This is a genomic window from Paenibacillus sp. J45TS6, from assembly GCF_018403285.1.
Lineage (GTDB): Bacteria > Bacillota > Bacilli > Paenibacillales > Paenibacillaceae > Paenibacillus.
The window spans coordinates 21,220-46,360 of the sequence record NZ_BOSJ01000009.1 but is presented as its reverse complement, the minus strand read 5'-3'; the positions used below and the strand labels follow the sequence as shown (position 1 = coordinate 46,360).

The window sequence follows — 25,141 nt, the reverse complement described above, 5'->3', positions numbered from 1 at the left end:
AAGCAACAAAGAACTTAGAAGGGGTGATTGTCTTTGATGTCTACACCGGCTCAGAAGACGAGAGCTTTTATGAAATTCATGGTGAAAAACGGCATTCTCACGGTGAGTATGACGTTAATTATAGTCCTTGCCATTCGTGCCATTGAGCAGGAAGTGGATCGAAGGTGGATAGAAGATCTGCCTATTTTTTTATTTGTACTTTTTATTACGACGTTATTCTTCTTCATGATCAATTGGCAAAGCCATAAGCTTCGTTCTGAACAGGAATTGTTTACGAATGTATTTCAGCATAGTCCTGATGGAATTTTGGTAACGGATAGTGAATTGAATATCATCCGCATGAATCCGACAGCAAAGGAACTTCTTAAAATGGATCAGGATCCTGTTACGGTTAATTTTTGTAATCATTGTTCCAATTATGCGGGACTAAATAAGCTGTGTTCCTATCATAAATGCTTTATCACTGAACCGGGAACACAATATATAGAAGTTCAATTGACGACTACAAAAGGGATAACAAGATCCATGAATGCGAGTGTATCGCATTATAAAGATCCGATGTATGGACCACTGAATATCATTCGGTTTCAGGAAGTGGAAAAAGCAAGGCAGGAAGAACAAAACAAAATTGCGAAGATGATTACTCACTCTATCCTGTCAGCACAAGAAAATGAGCGCAAACGAATCTCTCGTGAGCTGCATGATGGGATTGGACAGTCCCTGTATAGCATTCTCATTCAGACAGAAGTGATGAAGTCTTTATTAGAAGAGGAAAAGGAGTCTGTGATCGATAAACCATTAGATGCGCTGCAGGAGTCGATTCGAGACACGATTGAAGATATCCGCGATTTATCCGTCGAGCTTAGACCTTCTGCACTTGATGATATGGGACTTGTGGCTGCACTCCGTAACTATGTCCGGCTGTATGGTCAGAAATTTGGTATTCAAGTGTTGCTCACCATTGAAGGGGATAGTGAGTTGTTACCGTCCGCTCATGAAATTGCATTTTACCGGATTATACAAGAAGCTCTTACAAATGCGGCTAAATATTCACGTACAGAAGTAGTTGAAGTAAAACTGAAAGTTGAACCGAGACTAGCGGAGCTTCTGATTCGCGATTACGGCGTAGGATTTACGGTGACCTCTGAACTTCGTCAAGGAGTTGGTCTTTACAGTATGGAAGAGCGAGTGAATATTCTCCAAGGTGAATTTGATATCAAATCGAGTCCAAATGAAGGAACTGTGATTGAAGTGAAAGTGCCCATTGACGAATCAAGTACCTTTTAAGAAGAGAGGATTATAGAAAATATATGGATATAAAAGTACTAATAGTGGATGACCATGCGGTGGTTCGCAGCGGGATTCGGGCTGTGCTGGATACTAAGCCGGGAATAACGGTGGTAGGTGAAGCGTCAGATGGAAGATCGTGTATAAAAAAAGCGCTTGAGCTAAAACCTGATATTGTGCTCATGGATCTGAGTATGCCGAATGGACGAGATGGACTATATACGACTAGTGAGCTTTTGCAATCCATGCCAGAGGTAAAGGTAATTATCTTAACCATGCATAGCGATGAACAGTATTTGTTCAGGGCACTGAAGTCAGGAGCATCCGGATATGTATTAAAGTCAGCTCCCATTACAGAACTCGTAACTGCGATCAAGCAGGTGCAGCAAGGAATGGTCTATTTACAGCCAGCGGATACGAAAAAAGTGATACAAGCTTATCTGCATGGAAATGCAGAGGATGCTGTAGACCGATTTGAAACGTTAACAGAGCGGGAAAAAGAAATATTTACGCTAGTCGCTAAAGGTTATACCAATAAAGAAGTCGCGGAACTCCTTACAATCAGTGTGAAAACGGTGGAGAACCATAAAGGAAATATCATGGAAAAACTGAAACTGAGTAATCGCCGTGAGCTGATGGAATTCGCCTTTAAGAGGGGGTTGCTCGAATTTGACTGAACCTTCTACCCACCATCTAACGATCCAAAAACAAATACAAACGGAACTAGAGCAGCTTAAATCGGAATTAAAACTAGACTTTATTGCTGTAGCACTTGCTGATGAGAATTATCGAGATATTCATTGGAAAATGGCACTCGGGGCGAACACAGAACGTTATAAAAAAATTATGGTTCGTATGGGAAAAGGGATGGCTGGAAGAGTGCTGAAGACAAAAGCCCCTTTTATCGTCAACTATTTTCCAGAGGAAGTACAAGATGAAATGCTGGAATATCCGATATTCCTCATTGAGTCCATCCGTTCGGGTATGGGGGTATCGGTTGACTCATCAAGACCCGAACAAAAGTTATCCTATGGTGTATTACTTGTCGGACAGCGGGAAGAACGGATATTCAGCCCGCAAGAAGTCGAACGAGTAGAACAAAGTGCTGTAGCGCTCGCTGCTCTCTATGACCATACCACTTCGTTTGTCTCCTTAGTAGAGCCAGAAGAAGCAGAACAAGCAGATCTGACAGGTCCATTGCTACAGAAACTACGGAGTTTGCATAATGAAGGGGTTCAGTGTGAACTGCTGGATCAGAGACTTACACGTCTTTCAAGTCATCGTCAGCAAGAAATTGCAGCTGTCTTAGATGTTTTGGTACATGATTATTTCAGCGGACTGTCTAGTGCCAAGATTACGATGGAGCAGGACGCTATAGGGTATACACTCGTCGTGTATGAAGGAGAGGGAACGTACTCTCATACTCATGAGACTTTCCATACGCTGCGAGAACTTTTAAAATCACTGAAGTCAGATCTTGAAGTATCCGTAGCACAGAATCGTCAGTCCGTACGATTTGCCATTCCTACCCGCCAACTTTTGGATGAGATTCACTGGGAAGTATAGACTAATATAAAATAGGTGTATGAAGGGGGAATTCCTAGAGAACAATTGAGGGAATTCCCCAATTCTTTTTCGCCCTCCCTATAAGGATAATGAAATCATAGCAGTTAGAGTCTTATGAGGAGGATAGGTCATGAAACCACCTAAAGCAATACTTCCCTTACAAACCCTAAGTTTGGTCTTAGGTTTTGCGGTTTGGGGTATTTTATCATCATTAATCGTATTTATTAAGGACGGAATTCCATTAACGCCAGGACAACTGTCTCTTGTTACCGCAGTACCTGTCGTACTTGGTTCGATCTTGCGAATCCCATTTGGTTTTTGGACCAATAAATATGGAGCTCGCAATATGTTTTTGGTCAGCTTCCTTGTACTGCTGATCCCGGTATTTTACATCAGCCGAGCAGATAGTTTCATTGATTTAATTATTGGAGGTTTGTTCCTGGGGATCTCAGGTGCAACATTCTCTGTCGGTGTTACTTCACTGCCTAAATACTATCCAAAAGAAAAACATGGTCTCGTTAATGGTATTTATGGACTTGGTAACTTAGGGTCAGCACTTAGTACGTTCTTCGCACCGGTACTTGCTGAGCAGTTTGGATGGCGTACTACGGTGCAAATTTATATGATTGTACTTGCTGTCTTTATCCTTGCTAACTTCTTCCTTGGTGATCGTAAAGAATCAAAACTGGATACATCATTAAAAGACCAAATTAAAGGTGTATATAAAAATGAAAAGCTGTGGTTATTATGCTTCTTCTACTTTATTACCTTTGGTGCTTTCGTTGCCTTCACGGTGTTCTTGCCGAATCATCTCGTGAACAACTTTGGAATCAGTAAAGTAGATGCAGGACTGCGCGCAGCTGGATTCATAACGCTTGCAACATTTATGCGTACAACAGGAGGATGGCTTGGAGATAAATTCAACCCATTCAAAATCTTGCTGTTCGTGTTCACTGGTTTAACCACTGGCGGTGTTATTCTTGCGTTCTCTCCAGGAATTACCATCTTTACTGTAGGATGCTTGCTCATTGGACTATGTGCAGGGATTGGTAACGGTACGATTTTCAAACTAGTTCCGCTTTATTTTGCAAAACAATCAGGGATTGCAAATGGTCTCATTTCAGCCCTAGGGGGACTCGGTGGTTTCTTCCCGCCGCTAATGCTCTCCTCCCTGTTTGCAATTACAGGTCACTACGCGATCGGATTCATGGCTTTGTCGATGGTTTCCTTGTGCAGTATCCTTCTCGTAATTTATATGTACTGGCAAGATCGTATGAAACTTGCTGAACAAATCGTAAACACGACGTCGCAAGCTGTACTTGTGACGAACTCTAAAGGAATCATTCAGACAATTAATCCGGCCTTTACTGAGATTACCGGTTACACTGTTGAAGAATCCATCGGAAAAACACCTGGGTTTTTGAAATCAGGTAAACATGAGACACCATTTTATGATGTGATGTGGAAGCAGCTTAAAGAGAAGCATTCCTGGTCAGGCAACATTTGGAACAAGAAAAAGAACGGAAATCTATATCTGCAGTATCTGACGATTAATGCCATTCAAAATGATGTTGGTGAAACTAATTATTATGTTGGTGTATTTAGTGAAGTGGATCCAAAAGAAGTTCAGAATGCTTCACTTAAGTTAGACGGAAATACAAAACAAAAATAAAGGATACAAGCATGAATCACCGGAGAATGAGTGGATACCTATAGATGTACAGGTGACGTTCATGCAAAGTATCCTATAGGACATTGGCTGTGGAGCTTAGGCGCTTCACAGCCATTTCCGCATTATAGCCGTCGGGTATGGGGGAGTTCCCTATGTTCTGTGTGGCTGTGCGGAATATGATCTTATGATCTAACCGAAAGGGCGACTGCCTGAACATGATGATATGATGATGTAAAATGGAATTAAAGAATAGGGGGTGCTGCTATGTTATCAGGAACGAATCAAGAGGAAGGGGCGTCAAGCCTAGGCAGTCTGCCTGTACTGCAGGTGATTGGCTATAAGAATAGCGGCAAAACTACCTTATGTTGCAAGTTAATTTCCGTATTAACAGCAAAAGGAGTTCGTGTTGGTTCAGCTAAGCATGATGCACATACATTTGAGCTGGACGCTGCGGGTACAGATAGTTCCAAACATCTGGCCAGCGGCGCAGTAGAAACCGTACTTACATCGCAGACAGCGACTCGTATGATGCGAGAATCGGAGACTTCTCTGGATCAAATTGCGGAGCACATGAAGGAAAGAGTAGACCTTTTGCTTGCGGAAGGCTTCAAAAAAGCTCCTTATCCCAAAATAGCACTGCTTCGTGATCACAATGATATGGAAAGTTTGCTGAGGCAAGCGTCTAATATCAAGCTATTCCTTAGCTGGCAGGAATCTCTCGTCTTAGAAGGAATTCAGTGGCAGCGAGATAACGGCTATGCAGAGATTCCGATCATTTTCATGAATAACGAAACGACAGTCCTTCAGCACTCTATTTCCCTCGCATTATCTCTTCTATCCGAGAAATAAGTTCACCCTCGCATTCAGTACATGAACATCGGGGAATCCCTACCTTGGAATGGGGGAGTTCCCCCCTCTTAATCACCCTAACCTTGCGTATACAATAGAAGTATCAAAATGCGCAAGGAGCTGGGAAGATGAATAAAACCAATCCTCTACTACAAAGATTAAAATTTTTCCGTAAGCGCGAAAAGAACTCGGAAGGATGGAGTGAAGTTACTCTTGCCGACCGTTCTTCTGAAGAAATGTATCGGAATCGTTGGCAACATGACAAAGTGGTACGTTCAACACATGGTGTCAACTGTACAGGTTCTTGCAGCTGGAAAATTTTTGTTAAAGACGGCATTGTTACTTGGGAAACACAGCAAACTGATTATCCTACAACTGGGCCGGATATGCCGGAATTTGAACCTCGCGGTTGTCCGCGTGGAGCAAGTTTTTCTTGGTATCTCTATAGTCCGCTGCGTGTGAAATATCCATACATTCGCGGTAAATTGCTTGAACTATGGAGAGAAGCGAAACGTGAGCATGAGGATCCTGTGAAAGCATGGGATTCGATTGTTGCAGATAAGAACAAAAAATTAACATATAAATCAGCACGGGGTAAAGGTGGAATGGTCCGCGCATCCTGGGATGAAGTATCCGAGATCATCTCTGCTTCCATGCTGCACACAATTAAGCAGAACGGACCAGACCGCATCATTGGATTCTCTCCAATCCCTGCGATGTCCATGGTAAGTTATGCAGCAGGATCTCGTTTCCTTTCTCTTGTGGGATCTCCGCTGCTTAGTTTCTATGACTGGTATGCAGATTTGCCTCCGGCATCACCGCAAATTTGGGGGGATCAAACCGATGTTCCAGAAAGTAGTGACTGGTACAATTCCAGCTACTTGCTAGTATGGGGTTCAAACCTACCGATGACGAGAACACCGGATGCTCACTTCATGACAGAAGCACGGTACCGTGGAACGAAAGTGGTATCCATTAGTCCGGACTACGCGGAATTTGTAAGATTCGCAGATAAGTGGCTCCCAGCAAAACAAGGAACGGACGGAGCACTGGCGATGGCAATGGGCCACGTTATTTTAAATGAGTTCTATGTGAAACAAAGCACACCTTATTTCAATGAATATTCTAAAAAATATACGGATTTCCCATTCCTCGTTATGTTGGATGAGAAAGACGGCGCCTTTACGGCAAATCGCTTCCTGACTGCAAAAGATCTTGGTGTGGATACCAATAATGCAGAGTGGAAAACCGTACTGATCGATGAGAATTCAGGCGAGCTTCGCATCCCGAACGGAACCATCGGTTCACGCTGGGGAGAAGAAGGAAAATGGAACCTCGAAATGGTGGATACCCTTACTGGGGAAGAAATTTCTCCACAGCTTGGGCTTGGTACAACAGCTGACGGTGAACTAACTATTAAGTTCCCTTATTTTGACGACGAAGGAAATACTGTTGTTACTCGTAATATTCCATACCGTACGATTACGACTCCAAATGGGGAAACGTACCGAGTAACTAGCGTATTTGATCTGATGCTTGCCCACTACGGTGTTGATGCCGTAAACGGAAGTAATTACGATGATGCGAACACGGTATATTCACCTGCATGGCAAGAACAGATTACAGGCGTAGATCGTGAATCTGTGATTCAAATTGCGCGTGAATTTGCTCAGAATGCAGTGGATAGTAAAGGTCGTTCCATGATTATCGTGGGTGCCGGTATTAACCACTGGTACAACTCCGATACCATCTACCGCAGTGTACTGAACCTTGTATTAATGACAGGCTGCCAAGGTGTGAATGGCGGAGGCTGGGCGCACTATGTTGGACAAGAAAAACTTCGTCCTGCAGAAGGCTGGGCTAACGTTGCGTTTGCACGTGACTGGACGATGCCGCCACGTCAGCAAAATGGTACATCTTTCTTCTATTTTGCTACGAATCAGTGGAGATTTGAATCGAATCCAGTAGATGGACATACATCTGCCTTGGTAGATGGAGCACGTTATTCTCACTATGCGGATTACAACGTCATGGCTGCTCGTCTAGGATGGCTGCCTTCGTATCCGCAATTTAATAGAAACTCGATTGAAGTTGCGAAAGAAGCTTCCGAGAAAGGTCACAATACACCGGAAGGTGTAGCAAATTATGTTGCTGAGCAGCTGAAAGATCGTAAAATGCAGTTTGCAATTGAAGATCCAGATGCGGAAGTAAACCATCCAAAAGTCATGTTTGTATGGCGTGCGAACTTGATCTCAAGTTCTGGTAAAGGTCATGAGTACTTCCTGAAATATTTACTTGGAGCACACAACGGACTGCTGAATGATGATTCCGAAACGATTCGTCCGAAGGAAATCAAATGGCATGACAACGCAGCGGAAGGCAAACTTGACTTAATGGTAGACATCGATTTCCGCATGTCCGGAACAGCGGTTTATTCCGATATCGTGCTTCCTGCAGCGACTTGGTATGAGAAGAGCGACCTTTCTTCTACAGATATGCATCCGTTCATCCACCCATTTAATCCGGCAGTAGCGCCGCTATGGGAATCGAAGTCGGACTGGGAGACATTTAAGACGATTGCGAAGACATTCTCTGAAATGGCAGAAAGCCAGTTCACAGAACCTCAGCGTGATCTTGTAGCAGTTCCGCTTCAGCATGATACACCAGATGAATTGTCTCAGCCTTTCGGCCGAATTTTGGATTGGAGCAAAGGTGAGATTGACGCAATTCCAGGCAAAACCATGCCGAAGTTTGTAGTTGTAGAACGTGATTATGCTTCTGTGTATAAGAAAATGACAGCACTTGGACCTAACATCAAAGATAAACCTTATGGTATCAAGGGCATTAACTGGTCTGCAGCAGAAGAATATGAACTGATGAAAAAAGTGAATGGCGTAGTGGACGAACCTGGTATTAGCGAAGGATGTCCGAAACTCGTAACAGACCGTCATATGGCGGAAGCCATCCTGTCCTTGTCCACGACAAGTAACGGTAAGATGGCGGTTAGAGCTTGGGAATCCCTAGAGCAAAAAACAGCACTTAAACTGAAAGATCTGGCGGAAGACCGGATGGAAGAACGATTTACTTTCAACGAGATTACAACACAGCCAAAAACCGTAATCACTTCACCTGCTTTCAGTGGTTCTGAACAACATGGTCGTCGTTATTCACCATTTACAACAAATGTAGAGCGCCTAATTCCTTATCGTACGCTTACAGGTCGTCAGCATTACTTCCTTGATCATGAAATGTTGACAGAGTTCGGTGAAAACATGGCGATTTATAAACCGACAATGAAACATGCACCTTTCCATACCAATAAAAAACGTCCAGCGACGAAAGGGAAAGAAATTGTACTGAACTTCATGACACCGCATAGTAAGTGGTCGATTCACAGTATGTATTTTGATTCTCTGCCAATGCTCACCTTGTTCCGCGGAGGACCAACGATTTGGGTCAATAAGGACGATGCAGCAGACGCAGATATTAAAGATAATGACTGGATTGAGTGCTTCAACCAAAATGGTGCGGTCGTTGCTCGTGCCGTTGTCACGCACCGTATGCCTCGCGGAATGGCTTACATGCACCATGCGCAGGACCGCACAATTAACGTGCCTGCAACCGATGTGACGACAACACGCGGTGGTACACACAACAGTCCGACACGGATTCACGTGAAACCAACGCACATGATTGGCGGCTATGCCCAACTGAGCTACGGATTTAACTACTATGGCCCTACAGGAAACCAACGGGATCTGTATGTTGTGATCCGCAAACTTGAGGAGGTGAACTGGCTTGAAGATTAAAGCGCAAATCGGAATGGTCATGAACTTAGATAAATGTATTGGATGTCATACCTGCTCGGTCACTTGTAAGAACACATGGACAAACCGTAAAGGTGCCGAGTACATGTGGTTCAACAATGTAGAGACAAAGCCAGGTATTGGATATCCAAAACAATGGGAGAACCAAGATAAATATAAAGGCGGTTGGGAACTGAAAAAAGACGGCAAGCTTGAACTTCGTTCAGGCAGCCGTGCGAATCGCCTGAAAAATATTTTCCACAACCCGGATCAACCAACAATCGATGATTACTACGAGCCATGGGACTATGATTATGAGAAACTTCAGCAGAGTCCTGAGCTTAAACACCAGCCAGTTGCACGTCCGAAATCGCAGATTACTGGTGAATATATGAACCTTGAGTGGGGACCAAACTGGGAGGATGACCTAGCCGGCGTACATGAGTCTGGCTACGAAGATCCGAATATGAAGGGGATCCAAGAATCCGTTCGTATGGAGTTTGAACAGGTATTTATGATGTACTTGCCGCGTATTTGTGAGCACTGCATTAACCCAGCCTGTGTATCGAGCTGTCCTTCTGGAGCAATGTACAAACGGGATGAAGACGGAATCGTTCTGGTTGATCAGAATGCTTGCCGTTCTTGGAGATTCTGTGTATCAAGCTGTCCATATAAAAAAGTGTACTTCAACTGGCAAACAAACAAAGCAGAGAAATGTACACTTTGCTTCCCGCGGCTTGAGCAAGGATTGCCTACGATTTGCTCCGAGACTTGCGTAGGAAGAATTCGTTACCTGGGCGTTATGCTCTACGATGCGGACAAAGTGGAAGCAGCTGCATCCGTTACAAACGAGAAAGATCTCTATGAATCACAGCTTAATGTATTCCTGGACCCGAACGATCCTGAAGTGATTGCAGCAGCGAGAGCTGCGAATATTCCAGAAGACTGGATTGAGCATGCACAGCGTTCACCGATCTACAAGATGGTAGTCGACTGGAAAATTGCACTTCCGCTTCATCCGGAATACCGGACATTGCCAATGGTATGGTATGTACCGCCGCTCAGCCCAATTACGAACATGGTGGAAGGGAAAGGCGCATCCGCAACACCGGAAGATATGTTCCCGGCAATTGATGACATGCGTATTCCTGTTCAGTATCTGGCAAACTTACTGACTGCTGGAGATACCGATGTGGTTACGAATGTGCTGAAAAAGATGGCTGTTATGCGTTCACATATGCGTTCTCGTAACTTAAACAAAACACCTGATCTTGACATACTGAAACAATTCGGTATGACGGAAAAAGATACAGAAGAAATGTACCGTTTACTTGCAATTGCGAAATACGAAGATCGATTTGTCATTCCTTCCGCACACCGAGAGGAATTCGCAGATCTCTACTCCGAACAAGGAGGCTGCGGGTTCACGAATATGGCAGGCGGACCTGGGCCTTGTGGCGGATGAATCTTACGTTTCCATCAAATCGAAAAGGAGTGATCGGATATGAAAGAGATAACGCTGCGTTCAAGCTGGATGCTCTTCTCACAGCTATTGCAATACCCGGATGCAACATGGCAAGAAACGTCAGATGACATGTATGTTGACTGGTGCCATTTGATCCAGGAAGAGAACGAAGAAGTGAGAGATACTCTGCAAACCTTAGCTGGTGAATGTATTGCCTCCTTTGCTGGTATGGATGCAGAGGCAATTACATCCGCCTATGTTAAGACTTTTGATTTTAATAAGAAATCAAATTTGTATCTAACTTATGGACAACTGGGTGAAGATCGGGAACGTGGTCCTGCCTTGCTGCGTTTGAAGCAGCTTTATGAAGAAGAGGACATGATCATGGATACGGATGAATTACCTGATTTTCTGCCGCTGGTGCTTGAATATGTGGCTGTTGCAGAGATGGACAGAGGCATAGGGCTTTTAGTCTCTTTCCGTAAAGCACTCGAACAGCTGCAATCAGCACTAGATAAGCAAAATAGTCCTTATCGATATGTTATGGAAGCCATACTGTGGATACTGGATCATTCCGGTATCACGGAAGGGTTAATCGAAATATCAGCTCCGGCTGCATGCGGAAGCATGCCTTCTGCACAAGGCTGCGGTCCGATGTGGGCTGCTGCCGGATATGGACAAGTTAAGGAGGGAACCTCATGACTTGGGGGAGTCAATTTTTCTGGGTGATTTATCCCTATATCATACTCATCTTATTTTTGGTGGGTCTTTATTATCGCTATCAAACAGATCAGTTTGGCTGGACAGCGAAATCTAGTGAACTCTTAGAGAAGAAGAAGCTGCGTCTTGGAAGTAATTTGTTCCACATTGGAATTATCCTTGTCTTCTTTGGTCATGTAGGTGGTATTCTTATCCCTAAATCTTGGCTTTCATCACTCGGAGTTTCAGATCATGTTTATCATTTAATGGCACTTTCGATTGGGACCATTGCCGGAATCATGACGCTGATTGGTTGTATTATTCTTGTTGTTCGCCGTCTATCTGACGTTCGTATTCGGAGAACCAGCAGCTTTGGAGATATGTTATCCATCATTCTCCTTACCCTCATTGTCGTTGTTGGCATGAGTGCTACTCTCTTTAATATGGCGGGCAGCGGGGAGTTTGATTACCGGGAGACCATTGGTCCATGGCTTAGAGGGGTGCTCATCTTTAGACCGGATGCTGCACTCATGAGCGAGGTGCCTCTCATTTTCCAAATTCATGTAGTTCTGGGACTATCGTTATTTGCGGTATTCCCTTTCACAAGACTTGTGCATATGCTCAGCATGCCTATCAAATATTTGAGTCGCAGCTATGTAGTGTATCGCAAACGGGGTTAATAGGGTTTTCTAAATATTATATATAGATATCATATGATTCGGATGTATTGAAAAGGGCATGGTCCGCTTAGCGGAATCCATGCCGCTTTTTTCTAAACAGGGGATAGAGGAAGGAGGAGATCGTGTGAATCAGGGTCGCTATAGCAGACAGGAGAATTTTCAGCCGATTGGTATACAGGGGCAGCAGCTTCTCTCTGATGCGCATGTACTCATCATCGGTGCAGGTGCGCTTGGTTCAGGGAATGCGGAAATACTTGCTCGTTCAGGAGTAGGTATGATTTCGATCATTGATCGTGATGTGGTGGAATGGAGCAATCTGCAGCGTCAATCTTTATATGCGGAACAAGATGTAAGCGAGCAGCTTCCTAAAGCGATTGCAGCAGCAAATCGATTACAGCAGATTAACTCAGATATTCGTGTAAACCCGTATGTAATGGATTGTTCGGCACGGGACCTTCAGAACATTCTGGAGAATCACAACATCGATTTAATTCTGGATGCGACGGACCATTTTCCTATCCGCTATATGATTAATGATATATCCTATCGCTATCAAATTCCTTGGATTTATGGAGCATGCTCCGGTAGTTTTGGTGCGGTGTATAACTTTATCCCTGGAAAAACACCTTGTCTTCATTGCTTACTGAAGCGCATGCCTTTTGGTTCTGCTTCTTGTGACATCGAGGGGATTATTGCACCTGCCGTACAAAGGGTGGTTTCTACGCAATCTGCCGAAGCGCTCAAATGGCTGACCGGGAACAAAAGGTTGATGTCTGATCGTTTTATGGTATTTGATCTGTGGACGAATATGTCACAGGCGATCCGGATTCATGATGATGCAGGGCATCACACCTGTCAAACCTGTGGAGCCGAGCCGACTTATCCTTACCTGGGGTATGATACAGAGATAAAAACGGAGGTATTATGTGGCCGAACCTCTGTATGGGTCCGTTATCCGAGAGAAGAATTACTTGATTTAGAAGGTGTTGCTAAGCGTGCAATGGGGAAAGATACTGGCGTAAGAGTGACTCCTCATCTTATTCAGATCGAAGAAGGGAATTTCAGGCTTGTTATTTTTCAAGATGGACGGGCACTAATTCATGGTACTTCGGATCCTGTAGAAGCTAAGAAACTGTATCAGCGATATGTGATGTGACTTTATGTTAAAGAAGGTGGTCCTTTATGAAAATATTATGTTTTGCGCATTTAAGTGAGCAATTAGGAACTCATGAATTAGACTTAGATCTGGGTTCGACCACAGTTGCTGACTTTCGATTAGAGATGAAAAGACGTTACCCTGAGCTATTACTCGATCACGTGATGATCGCAGTAAATGAACAATTCGCAGATGACCAAGATCAGATTGGTCCTAACGATACGGTAGCTTTGCTTCCACCCGTTAGCGGCGGCTAAGGAGTATGACGATGAGTAATGATAAACTAACCCATTTTAATGAACAAGGCCGGGCTCATATGGTTGATGTTACGGATAAAACAGAAACCAAACGGATTGCTGTGGTGAGAAGCCAAATCCAAATGCAGCCCGAAACATTAAAAAGAATTAAAGAAGGTTCTATGGAAAAAGGCGATGTCCTTGCTGTAGCCCAAATTGCCGGAATCATGGCTGCAAAAAAAACATCCGATATTATTCCGATGTGTCATCCGATTCCGCTAACAGGTATTGATATTACCTTTGAATTCGTGAGCGATGAGATCCTATCTTTTGAAGTGACAGTGAAGACAACCGGCGTAACAGGTGTGGAGATGGAAGCTTTAACAGCAGCACAAACCGTAGGATTAACGATATATGATATGTGTAAAGCAATAGATAAAGGGATGATTCTCGGACCTACTTATCTAGCGCGCAAGCAAGGCGGAAAAAGCGGTGACTACCATCGTCAAAATCCATGAGATTTACGGAAAGAAAGGAGGCCGAAAGTGGACAGTTCATTATTCGTGATCACCGATCAACCTATTGAAGCAGATGAAGTGATAAGCAAAGTAAAACGCAGGGAAGCAGGAGCAATTACCCTGTTTTTAGGTACAGTACGGGAACTTACCTTTGGTAAACGTACCTTATTTCTGGAATATGAAGCTTATCCCTCTATGGCAGTTAAACAATTAGAACGTATTGGTGAGGAAGTACGCGAACGCTGGGCAGATACATGTGTAGCTATCACCCATCGTATAGGCAGGCTCGAAATTTCTGATGTTGCCGTTGCGATTGCGGTCTCTTCTCCCCACCGAAAAGCGGCTTATGAAGCGAATGAATATATCATTGAACGGATTAAACAGATTGTACCGATCTGGAAAAAAGAATACGGCGAAGATGGTTCAGAGTGGATTGGAGATCAATTAAACCAAGTTGCCTATCCAGAAGGCCGTCCTTTACTTCATGATCTATCCAAAGAAGAAACGGACAATGCATAAGTAATATGGTAACAAACCACCCTATTTTATAAGAAAGGAGTTGATGAGCGGATGACAGTACCTCGTCTCGTAGATTCGTTTGGCCGAAAACATGAATACTTACGAATATCAGTGACAGATCGCTGTAATTTGCGCTGTGTTTACTGTATGCCGGAAGAAGGAATGGAATTTGAACCTTCCGATAAGATACTTACTTATGATGAAATTGCTGACGTCGTGCGGGTTGTTGCAGGAATGGGAATATCCAAAATCAGACTGACAGGAGGAGAACCCCTTGTCCGAAAAGAACTGGAGAAACTAGTGGATATGATCTCCCATATTCCCGGGATTGAAGATATTGCTCTTACAACGAATGGGATTTTTCTAGGACCTCGTGCAGCGAAGTTAAAAGAAGCAGGCCTGACACGTGTGAATATAAGTTTGGACTCCTTACGCCCAGATCGGTTTAAAATGATTACACGCGGAGGCAACGTTCAAAAGGTGCTGAACAGCATTGATACCTGTCTCAAAGTGGGACTGACTCCGATCAAGCTGAATGTACTACTCATGAAAGGGATTAATGATGATGAAATCGCTGATTTTATTTCCCTGACGAAAGATCGGGATATTCATGTGCGTTTCATCGAATATATGCCAATAGGACACAGTGATGAACAGTGGAAAAACCTTTACTTGCCACTCAGCACAGTGAAAGAAGTATGCACCCAGCAGGAATGGGATTATGAAAGTGTAGACAATGTAAAGGGAAATGGACCCGCACAGAATTATCGACTGAAAGATGCCGTCGGCAGTTTTGGTTTGATTCATCCGGTTAGTGAACATTTCTGTCAGTCTTGCAACCGTCTGCGTCTTACCGCTGATGGGTATATCAAGCCTTGTCTAGCATGGACTGAACAATTCCAAGTCCGAAATGTAATCGGGGATGACGAAGCACTGCGGCAAATGTTTCTGGAGGCGATTGGTACGAAGCCCGAACATCATGAAATGTACAAGTTCCTACAGGGTGGACAAGAAACAACTCATACGCCAACTCACCGTAGAATGTCACAAATTGGTGGTTAGGAGGGGTAAGTATGGGGGTTTTTTCTAAGAAAAATATGAAATATGTTGTTCTTTTTTTTACAATTTTTCTGCTATTATTGGGATGTGGGAATCAACAGGCTGAGAAGCAGACAGATGGTAAAGAAATAGAGATTACGGTTTCTGCCGCAGCGAGTCTAACCGATGCTCTGCAAGAAATTAAAGATAACTATAGAGCAGAAAACTCCAATGTTACGATCTATTTTAACTTTGGTGGATCTGGAGCATTGCAGCAGCAGATTGAGCGAGGGGCACCAGTTGATCTGTTTATTTCTGCATCCAAATCCTATATAGAAGCTCTTGCTCAGCAAGGAATAATTGCAGAGGACGAGCAGACTACCCTGCTCACGAATGAACTTACTGTGATTACCGCAGCGGATGACAAGACAACGATTCAAGATGTGAACGATTTGCTGAGAACGGAAGTTAGCAATGTAGCCATTGGGATTCCTGAAACCGTGCCAGCAGGTAAGTATGCAAAAGAAGCACTTCAGCATGGAAACGTATGGGAAGATGTAGAGTCCAAAATTATTCAAGCGAAAGATGTGCGTCAGGTTCTGCAATATGTGGAGACGAAAAATGTAGAGGCAGGTTTTGTATACAAGACAGATGCTCTCTCTTCAGATAAAGTAAGAATTGCCTTTACGGTGGATCCCTCATTCTATACTCCCATTGAATACCCAGTAGGCGTAATTCATTCTTCAGCAAATAAACAAGAGGTTATGGAATTCTACACCTATTTGCAATCGGAGGAAGCAATGTCTATTTTTAAAAAGTATGGTTTCTCGGCTCCTGGTGAGTAAACATGGATATAGACTTTATGCAGCTATGGAGTCCAATACGCCTCTCCCTGCAGGTCGCTGCGATCTCCAGTGTCCTTAGTACATGTTTTGGTGTTTTTTTTGCTTGGCGTATGTCTATTTCAAGATTCCCAGGGAAAGTGATCGTCGAGACGTTATTCATGCTCCCACTGGTATTACCTCCGACCGTGATCGGTTTTTTGCTGCTTGTATTTCTCGGTAGAAACAGCTGGATTGGACAGGTTATAGAAAGTATATTTTCTACTTCGATTATTTTTTCCTGGGGAGCTGCAGTCATTGCTTCCGTAGTCGTATCTTTTCCGCTGGTGTACCAGACGATGAAGACCGGGATTCAGGCCATTGATACGAATCTTATGGATGCAGCGCGGTCTAGTGGTGCGAATGAATGGCAGTTATTCCGTTATGTTACCTTACCTATAACTCTTCCTTCGGTAATGACCGCTTATATTCTTAGTTTCGCACGCAGTCTTGGGGAGTTCGGTGCAACCCTTATGATTGCGGGAAATATCCCGGGCAAGACACAAACGGTTCCAACGGCCATTTTTGTAGCAGTGGAATCTGGTAATATGACGATGGCCTGGCTCTGGACGATCTCTATCATTCTTATTTCGTTTTTACTTCTGCTCCTGACGAGAATGAAAAAAACAGATTAAATAAACAGAGAGGGGGAGAATCATACCGATGAAGAAGCAAAATAAAATTGTCATTCCTCATGAACATGGGGGATGGGCCATGATTAGTGTTCCGTTCTTATTTGGCGTGATGGCAGGGACACCCCGCTTTAGTCACATACTTTTATTTATAGCGTGGTTGTTCTTATACTTAGCTTCGTATCCTTTATTACAGGCGATAAAAAGAAAAAAACAGCGGACGCATTTATTAAAATACGCCGTCATTTATGGTGTAATTGCTATAGCAGCACTCCTATATCCTCTTATTGACAAACCTCAATTGTTTTATTTTGGAATCCCATTCCTGATCTTATTAAGTGTGAACATATGGCATGTCAAGGAGAAAGCGGAAAGAGCTATTTTGAATGATTTCTGTGCCATTGTGATCTTTTCCTTAGGAGGAGCTGCATCTTACTTGTATGGCGGCGGCACTTGGGATGCAGAGATGCTGACTATTGTGATCTATAACTTAATTTACTTCATGGGAACAGCGCTCTTCGTGAAAACGATATTCCGGGAAAGAGGCAATTCAGCTTGGGAAAAAGCAGCGAAAATCTATCATATATTGATTCTCATCATTCCATTTATATTAGGCCAACCTTGGATGATGTTACCGTTTATTTTCCCACTCGTGCGTGCTTATCTGTTCTCAGGAAAATCAATGAAGCCAATGAAAGCAGGAATTCTGGAGGTGATTGGGGCATTACAATTTATTATCATCTCGTGGTTAGTGTATTGAAGAGGACATTAATTATCATCGAGAAAAAGAGTATAAGTGTAATAATCGCGAGAATTAGACGAGAAATAGACCGTTCCCCGAGTGATGGCGGTCTATTTTTTATACCATAATAACGGGATCATGGGATTCTATTGTTGGAAAATGGAGCAACTGCCGCATGCTATTTTTGTAACGTCTCTACGTTAGTTCAAGTCGAAATCCTAAATTTAAATCTTTTGAATTGCCATTTCAATATGTTTATTAAATTTCGCATCCTTCGCATTGTCTACGTTTTCATGATGCCAATACAGGATAAGAACATTTTTGTATTCGAAAATGTTTGGTATTTTCATATCATATTTTTCCTTCTGAGTATTGAAATCGTTTAGTCCTTCTTCTCGAGCAGTCTCTGAATTATAAACGTAAATTGAAATGTATTCTTTATAAACTTCTTTTACATTTGGTCGAACCACAAAAAACCTATTGGACTTAACGTTATTCAAAACCCAATCATCTTTTTGCTCCTTTATAAACATTTCAATTCCCTCAGATTTTAGAGCGGTTGTCACTTTATCCAAAGTAAGATTATTTTCGTTCTCGGTCACAAACTTCTCTTTATCTTTCTCAATCACTGGTGGTTTTTCCGTTTGAATAGAAAAGCATCCTGCTAAAATAAAACTCATTGCTATCAGTGAAATTATAATTTTTTTCATAATAATCCCTCCCTTTTCAACAGTTATTGACGTTTGTAAATGGAGGAATGTTCCAAGAGAATGGTTTATGATATTATGCAAAACTGTACAATAGCTTAAAAAAAGCAACTGGGCTGTTGATCGGTTGCTTACTTGTTCTTCTTAAACTATCGTTTTCTCCGTAAGTTGAACGAAGATAAGATTATTGTTTAGTCCATTATAGTCAACTTCTGTAAATTCATATTAGCACAATATTATTTTGTAATAATTCGCAAAAAACACAGTTAACGGGCTATCCTTCTGATATAAATAACTTTCTATCTTTTTTATGTAATAATATTCTATTTATTGCTAGTTTTATTCTACTTTTATTAGAAATGCTTTGTTAATATATATTAATTGATTTTAGATGGAGGAGAATTTTTTTGAAGAAAATTTTAAAGAAAATAATGTTGATTGGTGGTGGAGTTGTTCTAGGGCTTGTAATTCTTGTAATTGGTTTCATAATTTATATTCAAACTCCACCGAAGAATGATCCAGAGATTGTTGCTTATACTGAGGAAAAGGTTAAAGATTACTTAGTTGAAGAAAAAGGATATTCAGAGAGTGATATCTTACATGTTACTTCAAAACGTGAACCAAAGAATAAAGATAAAGCAGCAACTGGATATCGAATTTCAGTGGTATTCTCAAATGAACCGGATAGTACTTATCTTTATGAGATAAATGACGAAGATGAAATCAGACAATTTGGATACAGTACTGGAAAAGCTATTAAACATAGGACTATTAAATAAAAGATGCTACCAGTCATGGCATCATCCTTATAATATTAGTGAATTGAATTAATTTATCATTATCTATTACTTATAAAAACGGATAATGCTTGATAAAAGTGAGTATAACGTAATCATAGATACAATGAATGTGGCTTCCAAGTGGGTATGTATAATTGCCGGTTTGCATAATAAAAGGGAGCAGTTGCTAACTGGCAAGTTGCTCCGTGCTGTGTTCAACTATCGTTTTTCATTAGCTTAATGAGTTATCCTAATAAAACAATCATTCGGCTCCTATAGAAATTAACTAAAAGAAAAGATTGTGAATTGTGTTATTAAGTAGACAGTAATGAGTACATTTATTGCGAGTATAAATATTGTTTTCAGATTAACTGAATATTTTATTAAGTAGCGACGAAAAACAAATGAAAGTAAGGTCATGATAACAAAGTACCCAATCGGTATAACGAAACTATAAAATACTTTTTCTGTTGCACCAATGTCACCTGGTGGGGCATCTGCTGCTGTGAATCTTCCCATTTCTATCCATATCTTGAATACCCAGTAAAATAAGAAAGATGTGGTCGATATAACTAATAGATAAGCTACATAACTAATTACGCTAAGGTTAATCTTCAAACAGTTGCCTCCAATTTTATGTGATTTTTCAGTATAATGCCTTTAAGAAGTAATTACTTCATTAAAATAAGAAAGATTGTTGTATCCACATCAAGAAGCTCAGAAATCCTGTTATGCTGAATGTGATTAAGATAGTTACTATTCCTCTTGAAACAGACTTTAAATTTTTTTCACCTGTTAGTCCTATTATTCCAAGGATTAAAGTAGTTAATGAAAGGATGTAAACAATATTAAAGGCGTCTGGGACGGATATTTTATGGATAAGTCTATAGATTTCGATCCAATATGGCATTGTCAAATACGAAACTAAACAAATTATTGAAAGGAAGAAAGACCAAAAATTTAGTTTTTCTCTCATAAATTCCACCTCCTCATATAGCTAATTAGGCATAAGAAATATACCAAGGATTTTGAGAAACTTAAACGTTCGTATGTGTCCGACAATCCTGAATGTTGTGATTTTTGGTTTCGTTAGGCAGGTTTGAAGCATTAACTATATAGGATAATAACCTCCAATCACAATGCAGAAATTTACATCTAGAATTTAGTTGAAATACAAGAAACACATAGGCTGTCCTAATAAAAGGGAGCAGTTGCCAAATGGCAAGCTGCTCCCTGCTGTTTTCTACTAACGTTTTTCTGTTAGTTTAACACACAAACGTAAATATGTACCTGTAGTAAAGGGAACCCGAAACAGTAAATAACTGTTATAGTCATTGACTTTAGATCTGGAACAAGGAAAATGGATTAACTTATATAAGTTAAAATTGATTTATATTAAAGTATACTTTATATTTAAGTTATATTGATAGTGAAGGGGATTTAATATATGAAAAAAAGTAAGGGAGATAAATTATTTGAACTCGTTACCGAAATAAACGAGATGCATTATACAATGAATAAAATAATCATAAAAGAGTATCAATCTTTACTCGATGATGATCTTTCTAATAATCAAACAATTCTAATGAATATTGTTAAAGATCACGAAAAAATTTCTATTGGAGAAATTGCTCGACTAATGAAAATAACATCGAGTGCTGTTGGACAGATTGTTAATAAGCTCGAAGATGAAAATTATTTAGTGCGGACAATTAATCCAAAAAATAGACGCGAAATACTTGTGCAACTAGCAGATAAAGGAACCAAATATTTTGAAAAGGAAGAAAAAATAAATCGAGAAATTATTAATCGTTTTTACTCGCAAATGGAATTGAGTGAAATGGAAGAACTCAAAAGAATTCTCACAAAGCTAAGTAAGATTGTAGAAAATAAATGTGAAAAACAAGATTGGAAGGAAACTAATCATGTCTAACACAAAGGCTAACTTAGAAAGTTTATTCAATGATATTAAGGAAAGAGAATTATTAAATGGGACGGTTCTTGTCGCTAAAAAAGGCGAGATTTTATATGAAGGAGCTTTCGGTGATGCTGAACTGTCAACAAATCGTCCATTAACATCACGATCTGTTTTCAACCTTGCATCTGTTTCAAAGCCAATTACAGCAACCGCAATTTTACTACTCATCCAGGAAGGTAAGCTAAGTCTTGATGATTCTGTGGAGAAATGGATACCTAATCTTCCTTATGAAGGAATTACAATTAGACACTTACTTAATCACACGAGCGGACTTCCTGATTATTTAGATCTATTTGAGTTGAACTGGGATAAAAAGAAAATCGCTGATAATGATGACTTAATCAAGTATTTAATCAAATACAAACCTGAGCGTCTATTTGCACCAAATGAGCGTGTTGAATATAGCAATACTGGTTATATTTTACTTGCATTAATCATCGAATGCGTAACTGACATGGATTTTGCTGATTTTTTACAAGCGAACATTTTTAAACCACTTAATATGGCTCGTACTCAAGCCATTGGCGTTAGAAAAGAGAATATCGAAATTGATGATTATGCATACGGTTATGTCTACGATGTATATGCAGGTGAGCATATTTTGGCAGATGATTTTGAGGAGTCAAAAATGGTTACCTATTTAGATGGAATGCTTGGTGACGGTGGTATTCAATCAACTGTTAGGGATCTATATCTTTATGAGCGTGCTCTAAGCGCAGGTAATTTAATCAATGATGATTTACTAAAAGAAGCTTATAAACCAGCAATGACAAAAACTGAGTCACCATTTAAATATGGTTTTGGTTGGATTTTGGAGGATGATGAGGAAAAAGGTCAAATAATTTGGCATAGTGGCGGTTGGCCAGGTTATGCGACAAGCCTTAGACGCTTCATCGATCATGATATTGTCATTATCGCACTAAGAAATAAAGAACAAGATTTCGACTTTGAACAACAAGTCTTACATGCAATTGAGCAAGCTACTTTCAATGAGCCTTATAAACTTGCTGAGGAAAAACCTCCTTTAGAACGTGCCCAACTTCTCCCAGAAGATGTTTTAAAACGTCTTGTCGGCGATTATGTACTAACAGAACATCCTGATTTAATCATTCATGTTTTATTAGAAAACAATAGACTTTTTATCAAGATGCCTGGTTCAATGAAACTCGAATTACACGCTAAAACAGAGGAAAACTTCTTCTTAAGAGGATTATCAGTAAATGTTGATTTTACAACGGAAGACGGCAAGGAATTAGTAAAAATTTATGATGGTACCGAAGTGCAAACAGCAGAGCGCATCAATTAACTACAGCTTTTATACTCTCTCTATACAACCCGTTAATTGAATGAAGAACAGTCGGTCTTTATGACCGGCTGCCTCTTTATTTTTCTTGAACTAACGTTTTACCGTTAGCGCAACTATCTCTTTCTAAGTTGGTAATAATTGTACTTCCTATTCTCAATCTCAATATTGTTTTGAAATTCAAAACCACATTTTTGTATCACTTTATTCGATGGAACGTTACGTATCTGAGCTATAGCAATGACATCCTGGACATTGGTATTTTCAAAGAAATACTTAATTAATCCTTTTGCGGCTTGGGTCGTGTAACCCTTGTTTGTATGGTCTTTTGAAATCCCAAAAAAGATCTCTCTATTGGGTGATGGCACTCTATCCAATATTCCTGTACCGCACACGCCGATAAACTTACCAGTCCCTTTGGATATTATACCCATTCGTAAACGGAGTTGCCCTATATCTCCATCTTTTGATACAGCATTTAGAAACCGTTTGTTATCTGGTATTTCATAATTCGTTATCCATTCTTCCCGCTGTTCTCTGGATACGTTCCAATCAATCAAAAATTCATTGAAATGGGGTTGCCAGGTAATGTTCTGTAATTCATTTAGATCTTCAATCATATACTCCCTCAAAAATATATCTTTGCATTCTATAGTAAAGATGTTTTTACTCATATTTTGTAAGTTACTCATTGATATCCTCCTAATATATAGAAGGAATACAAAGCAGGAATAGAGTAATGAAAGGGCGTCTAATTATCTTTATTAGACGCCCTCAATGAAACATATCGGGAATGTAACAATGTTCTTGTCATCTGTCGGGAATGTTATCAAGTTATTGTCATTGGGTTTTAAACAAGAACTTGATAACATAAATTTAAAAAGCCGCTTAATCAGCGGCTTCTATTGTTACTATGTTTTTGTCACCCGACACTAGCTGCTGCTCACGAGCCGATCAATATGATCGGCTCCTTCTTGTTTTTATTGAGCTACAGTTTCCCCTCAGTAACCAACAATCTCTTCGCTTCAAAATGTATTCTGATGAGTGTGTCCAAAGTAACTTTTCCGCCATGAATAAAGAATTCCTCGAACCATTCACCCGTCATTTTATATTTCTCCTGCTGGTCAAACCATTTGCAAAATGCTTCTCCTGTCGGCTCCAACATACGATGAAGTGTGGGAGTGACGACATACAATCCGCCTTCAAAATCTATCAGGCTGATAAGTGAATCCTCTGTTATTGAGATATCTATCCCTGTAACGTCCATATAAACCTCGTAATAGAAATCCTCCTCCGGAGCACCTCCGTTGTTATGCGCTCGAATTCGCAGATTAGATTGATCAATACCTTGCGATAATGTCCAAGCGATCATGACGTCAAATGCTTCTTTCTTTATTTGGTGCCACTTCCTTCCCTTCGTGCCCACAGCCTTGTAATATGCTGCTCGGTAAGGTTGAAGTTCAATAATTTCTTTTGTTTCTGTTTTGACGGGTTCGATTGGGATGTAAATATCCATTTCATGCTTTTCAGGTGGTATGCCGAGATGGGTAGCACAACGCATATCATAGTGTTCCATGATCGGACCGGGAGCTGTTTGAAAGGACGAGCTTGGAAACCATTCCTTGAAAATATGGTCATACGTTCGTCCTATCGACTCCTCAACGGGTCCAATCGCTGTGAATATGGCATATTTCGTTTTAGGGATGAGACGTGCTATGGTCCCTGACGGTACATGGTCTACGCTTGTCACTTCGATCCCGATAAAATAGGTGTACCCGCTTTCGTCTCGATCTACAGTCAGTGCATAATCAATTTCTTTTTCTGACTCAACCCGCAAATGTGCAATATTGCCGAAAGTTTGTTGCCATTCTTCGAAATATTGTTTCCACAGATCGGGCGAAGATACACCATCTTCAAATCGGCATTCTATCCCAATTAGTTTCATCGCTGGTTTTGTTACGATCATCGTATGTGGCTTGGTTTTTATCAAGGCTTCAGCTCCCTGTTGCTGCAGTGCGAGATTAACAGCGTGGAATGTAGGCAAAAGAAACCGTCCCCTCCGATAGTTTTCTGGTGTTATTCCATACACGCGTTTGAAAGCTCTTCCGAATACATCATGGGATTCGAAGCCGTAGTCATATGCGATCTCCGTTATTTTATCATTGCTATTCCTTAATCGTTCGGCAGCAAGATCTAATTTGCGACCGCGTACATATGACATGACGGTGAAGCCGGTGTACGCCTCAAACACACGCAAAAAATGTGACTTAGAGAAGCCGGCTAACGCTACAAGTGACTCACACGGAATGTCTTCCTGTACATGCGATTCGATATAATTAAGTGCGGATTGAATTCTTTGCTTATAGTCTATGGATGTGCACCTCCATGGCGTTCATTGTAGCATGGAGAACAATTGGTTTCTCGATGTTTTTTCTCATATTGGCGGAGAAACACGGTTAGTACGTAATCCTGCCCGGTAGTCGAACAGGCTGCCGAAGCTCCGGCAACCTGTTGTCATGGTGCTATCGTTTCCCGTTTGCTTTAATCAACCTTCTAAGCTTTATCAGCTTTGGTCTCATAAAGTACTTCACCTTTGATTCATGCTCTCTCTGTATGCCGTTTTGAAAT

Annotated in this window: 23 protein-coding genes; 20 read left to right on the top strand and 3 right to left on the bottom strand. The window is 41.1% G+C overall.

Annotated elements, in window-relative coordinates; genetic code table 11:
• Positions 1–36 precede the first annotated feature (36 nt).
• From KJS58_RS14500 to KJS58_RS14420, 17 genes are all read left to right on the top strand, one after another.
• Complete coding sequence (locus tag KJS58_RS14500; protein WP_249717367.1) at positions 37–1,287, top strand: sensor histidine kinase; 1,251 nt, start codon at positions 37–39, stop codon at positions 1,285–1,287.
• Between the two features lie 23 nt (positions 1,288–1,310).
• Complete coding sequence (locus KJS58_RS14495) at positions 1,311–1,964, top strand: response regulator (protein WP_160032179.1); 654 nt, start codon at positions 1,311–1,313, stop codon at positions 1,962–1,964.
• Entirely contained in the window at positions 1,957–2,853 is an 897-nt protein-coding gene (locus KJS58_RS14490) for a GAF domain-containing protein (RefSeq protein ID WP_213533332.1), read from the top strand. The genes KJS58_RS14495 and KJS58_RS14490 overlap by 8 nt, the downstream gene beginning before the upstream one ends.
• A 130-nt stretch (positions 2,854–2,983) precedes the next feature.
• Positions 2,984–4,525 carry a nitrate/nitrite transporter gene (locus tag KJS58_RS14485; RefSeq protein WP_213533330.1) on the top strand — a complete coding sequence of 514 codons (1,542 nt, stop codon included), beginning with the start codon at positions 2,984–2,986 and terminating at the stop codon, positions 4,523–4,525.
• 264 nt (positions 4,526–4,789) lie between these two features.
• Positions 4,790–5,374 (top strand): molybdopterin-guanine dinucleotide biosynthesis protein B, encoded by a 585-nt coding sequence (gene mobB, locus KJS58_RS14480; protein WP_213533328.1) that lies wholly within the window; start codon positions 4,790–4,792, stop codon positions 5,372–5,374.
• 128 nt (positions 5,375–5,502) lie between these two features.
• The gene (locus KJS58_RS14475) at positions 5,503–9,183 is read left to right on the top strand and encodes a nitrate reductase subunit alpha (protein WP_213533326.1); all 3,681 of its coding nucleotides are present in this window, start codon (positions 5,503–5,505) and stop codon (positions 9,181–9,183) included.
• Positions 9,173–10,645 (top strand): nitrate reductase subunit beta, encoded by a 1,473-nt coding sequence (narH, locus tag KJS58_RS14470; RefSeq protein ID WP_160032174.1) that lies wholly within the window; start codon positions 9,173–9,175, stop codon positions 10,643–10,645. The genes KJS58_RS14475 and narH overlap by 11 nt, the downstream gene beginning before the upstream one ends.
• Positions 10,646–10,684: 39 nt before the next feature.
• On the top strand, positions 10,685–11,347 hold the full coding sequence (gene narJ, locus KJS58_RS14465) for a nitrate reductase molybdenum cofactor assembly chaperone (protein WP_213533324.1): 663 nt from the start codon (positions 10,685–10,687) through the stop codon (positions 11,345–11,347).
• Positions 11,344–12,024 carry a respiratory nitrate reductase subunit gamma gene (gene narI / locus KJS58_RS14460; RefSeq protein WP_213533322.1) on the top strand — a complete coding sequence of 227 codons (681 nt, stop codon included), beginning with the start codon at positions 11,344–11,346 and terminating at the stop codon, positions 12,022–12,024. Before narJ ends, narI begins: the two co-directional genes overlap by 4 nt.
• 124 nt (positions 12,025–12,148) lie before the next feature.
• Entirely contained in the window at positions 12,149–13,180 is a 1,032-nt protein-coding gene (locus KJS58_RS14455) for a ThiF family adenylyltransferase (protein WP_213533320.1), read from the top strand.
• A 26-nt stretch (positions 13,181–13,206) separates the two neighbouring features.
• Entirely contained in the window at positions 13,207–13,437 is a 231-nt protein-coding gene (gene moaD / locus KJS58_RS14450) for a molybdopterin converting factor subunit 1 (protein WP_191797455.1), read from the top strand.
• An 11-nt stretch (positions 13,438–13,448) separates the two neighbouring features.
• Positions 13,449–13,934, top strand: a complete 486-nt coding sequence (moaC, locus tag KJS58_RS14445) for a cyclic pyranopterin monophosphate synthase MoaC (RefSeq protein WP_213533319.1) — start codon at positions 13,449–13,451, stop codon at positions 13,932–13,934.
• Between the two features lie 27 nt (positions 13,935–13,961).
• Complete coding sequence (locus KJS58_RS14440) at positions 13,962–14,453, top strand: molybdenum cofactor biosynthesis protein MoaE (RefSeq protein WP_213533317.1); 492 nt, start codon at positions 13,962–13,964, stop codon at positions 14,451–14,453.
• Between the two features lie 51 nt (positions 14,454–14,504).
• A complete protein-coding gene (moaA, locus tag KJS58_RS14435; RefSeq protein ID WP_213533315.1) occupies positions 14,505–15,515 on the top strand; it encodes a GTP 3',8-cyclase MoaA in 1,011 nt (336 codons plus the stop codon).
• A gap of 11 nt (positions 15,516–15,526) precedes the next feature.
• Entirely contained in the window at positions 15,527–16,336 is an 810-nt protein-coding gene (modA, locus tag KJS58_RS14430) for a molybdate ABC transporter substrate-binding protein (RefSeq protein ID WP_213533313.1), read from the top strand.
• A gap of 2 nt (positions 16,337–16,338) precedes the next feature.
• Positions 16,339–17,007, top strand: coding sequence for a molybdate ABC transporter permease subunit (gene modB, locus KJS58_RS14425; protein WP_213533311.1), 669 nt, complete (start codon positions 16,339–16,341; stop codon positions 17,005–17,007).
• Positions 17,008–17,035: 28 nt separating this feature from the next.
• Positions 17,036–17,764, top strand: a complete 729-nt coding sequence (locus KJS58_RS14420) for a YwiC-like family protein (protein ID WP_213533309.1) — start codon at positions 17,036–17,038, stop codon at positions 17,762–17,764.
• A gap of 206 nt (positions 17,765–17,970) precedes the next feature.
• Here KJS58_RS14420 and KJS58_RS14415 read toward each other — a convergent pair whose 3' ends face one another.
• Complete coding sequence (locus tag KJS58_RS14415; RefSeq protein ID WP_213533307.1) at positions 17,971–18,456, bottom strand: hypothetical protein; 486 nt, start codon at positions 18,454–18,456, stop codon at positions 17,971–17,973.
• A gap of 404 nt (positions 18,457–18,860) precedes the next feature.
• Between KJS58_RS14415 and KJS58_RS14410 the strand changes: the two genes are divergently transcribed.
• The 3 genes from KJS58_RS14410 to KJS58_RS14400 all read left to right on the top strand — a co-directional run bounded on the left by KJS58_RS14410 (position 18,861) and on the right by KJS58_RS14400 (position 22,516).
• A complete protein-coding gene (locus tag KJS58_RS14410; RefSeq protein ID WP_213533305.1) occupies positions 18,861–19,232 on the top strand; it encodes a DUF3139 domain-containing protein in 372 nt (123 codons plus the stop codon).
• A gap of 1,447 nt (positions 19,233–20,679) precedes the next feature.
• Positions 20,680–21,165: a MarR family winged helix-turn-helix transcriptional regulator gene (locus KJS58_RS14405; RefSeq protein WP_213533303.1), complete on the top strand. Its 486-nt coding sequence runs from the start codon at positions 20,680–20,682 to the stop codon at positions 21,163–21,165.
• Positions 21,158–22,516, top strand: coding sequence for a serine hydrolase domain-containing protein (locus KJS58_RS14400; protein ID WP_213533301.1), 1,359 nt, complete (start codon positions 21,158–21,160; stop codon positions 22,514–22,516). The genes KJS58_RS14405 and KJS58_RS14400 overlap by 8 nt, the downstream gene beginning before the upstream one ends.
• Positions 22,517–22,629: 113 nt before the next feature.
• On the opposite strand, the gene KJS58_RS14395 is transcribed toward KJS58_RS14400, so the two are convergent.
• Positions 22,630–23,205: a GNAT family N-acetyltransferase gene (locus tag KJS58_RS14395; protein ID WP_213533299.1), complete on the bottom strand. Its 576-nt coding sequence runs from the start codon at positions 23,203–23,205 to the stop codon at positions 22,630–22,632.
• A 296-nt stretch (positions 23,206–23,501) separates the two neighbouring features.
• The gene (locus KJS58_RS14390) at positions 23,502–24,821 is read right to left on the bottom strand and encodes an effector binding domain-containing protein (protein WP_283771288.1); all 1,320 of its coding nucleotides are present in this window, start codon (positions 24,819–24,821) and stop codon (positions 23,502–23,504) included.
• Positions 24,822–25,141 lie beyond the last annotated feature (320 nt).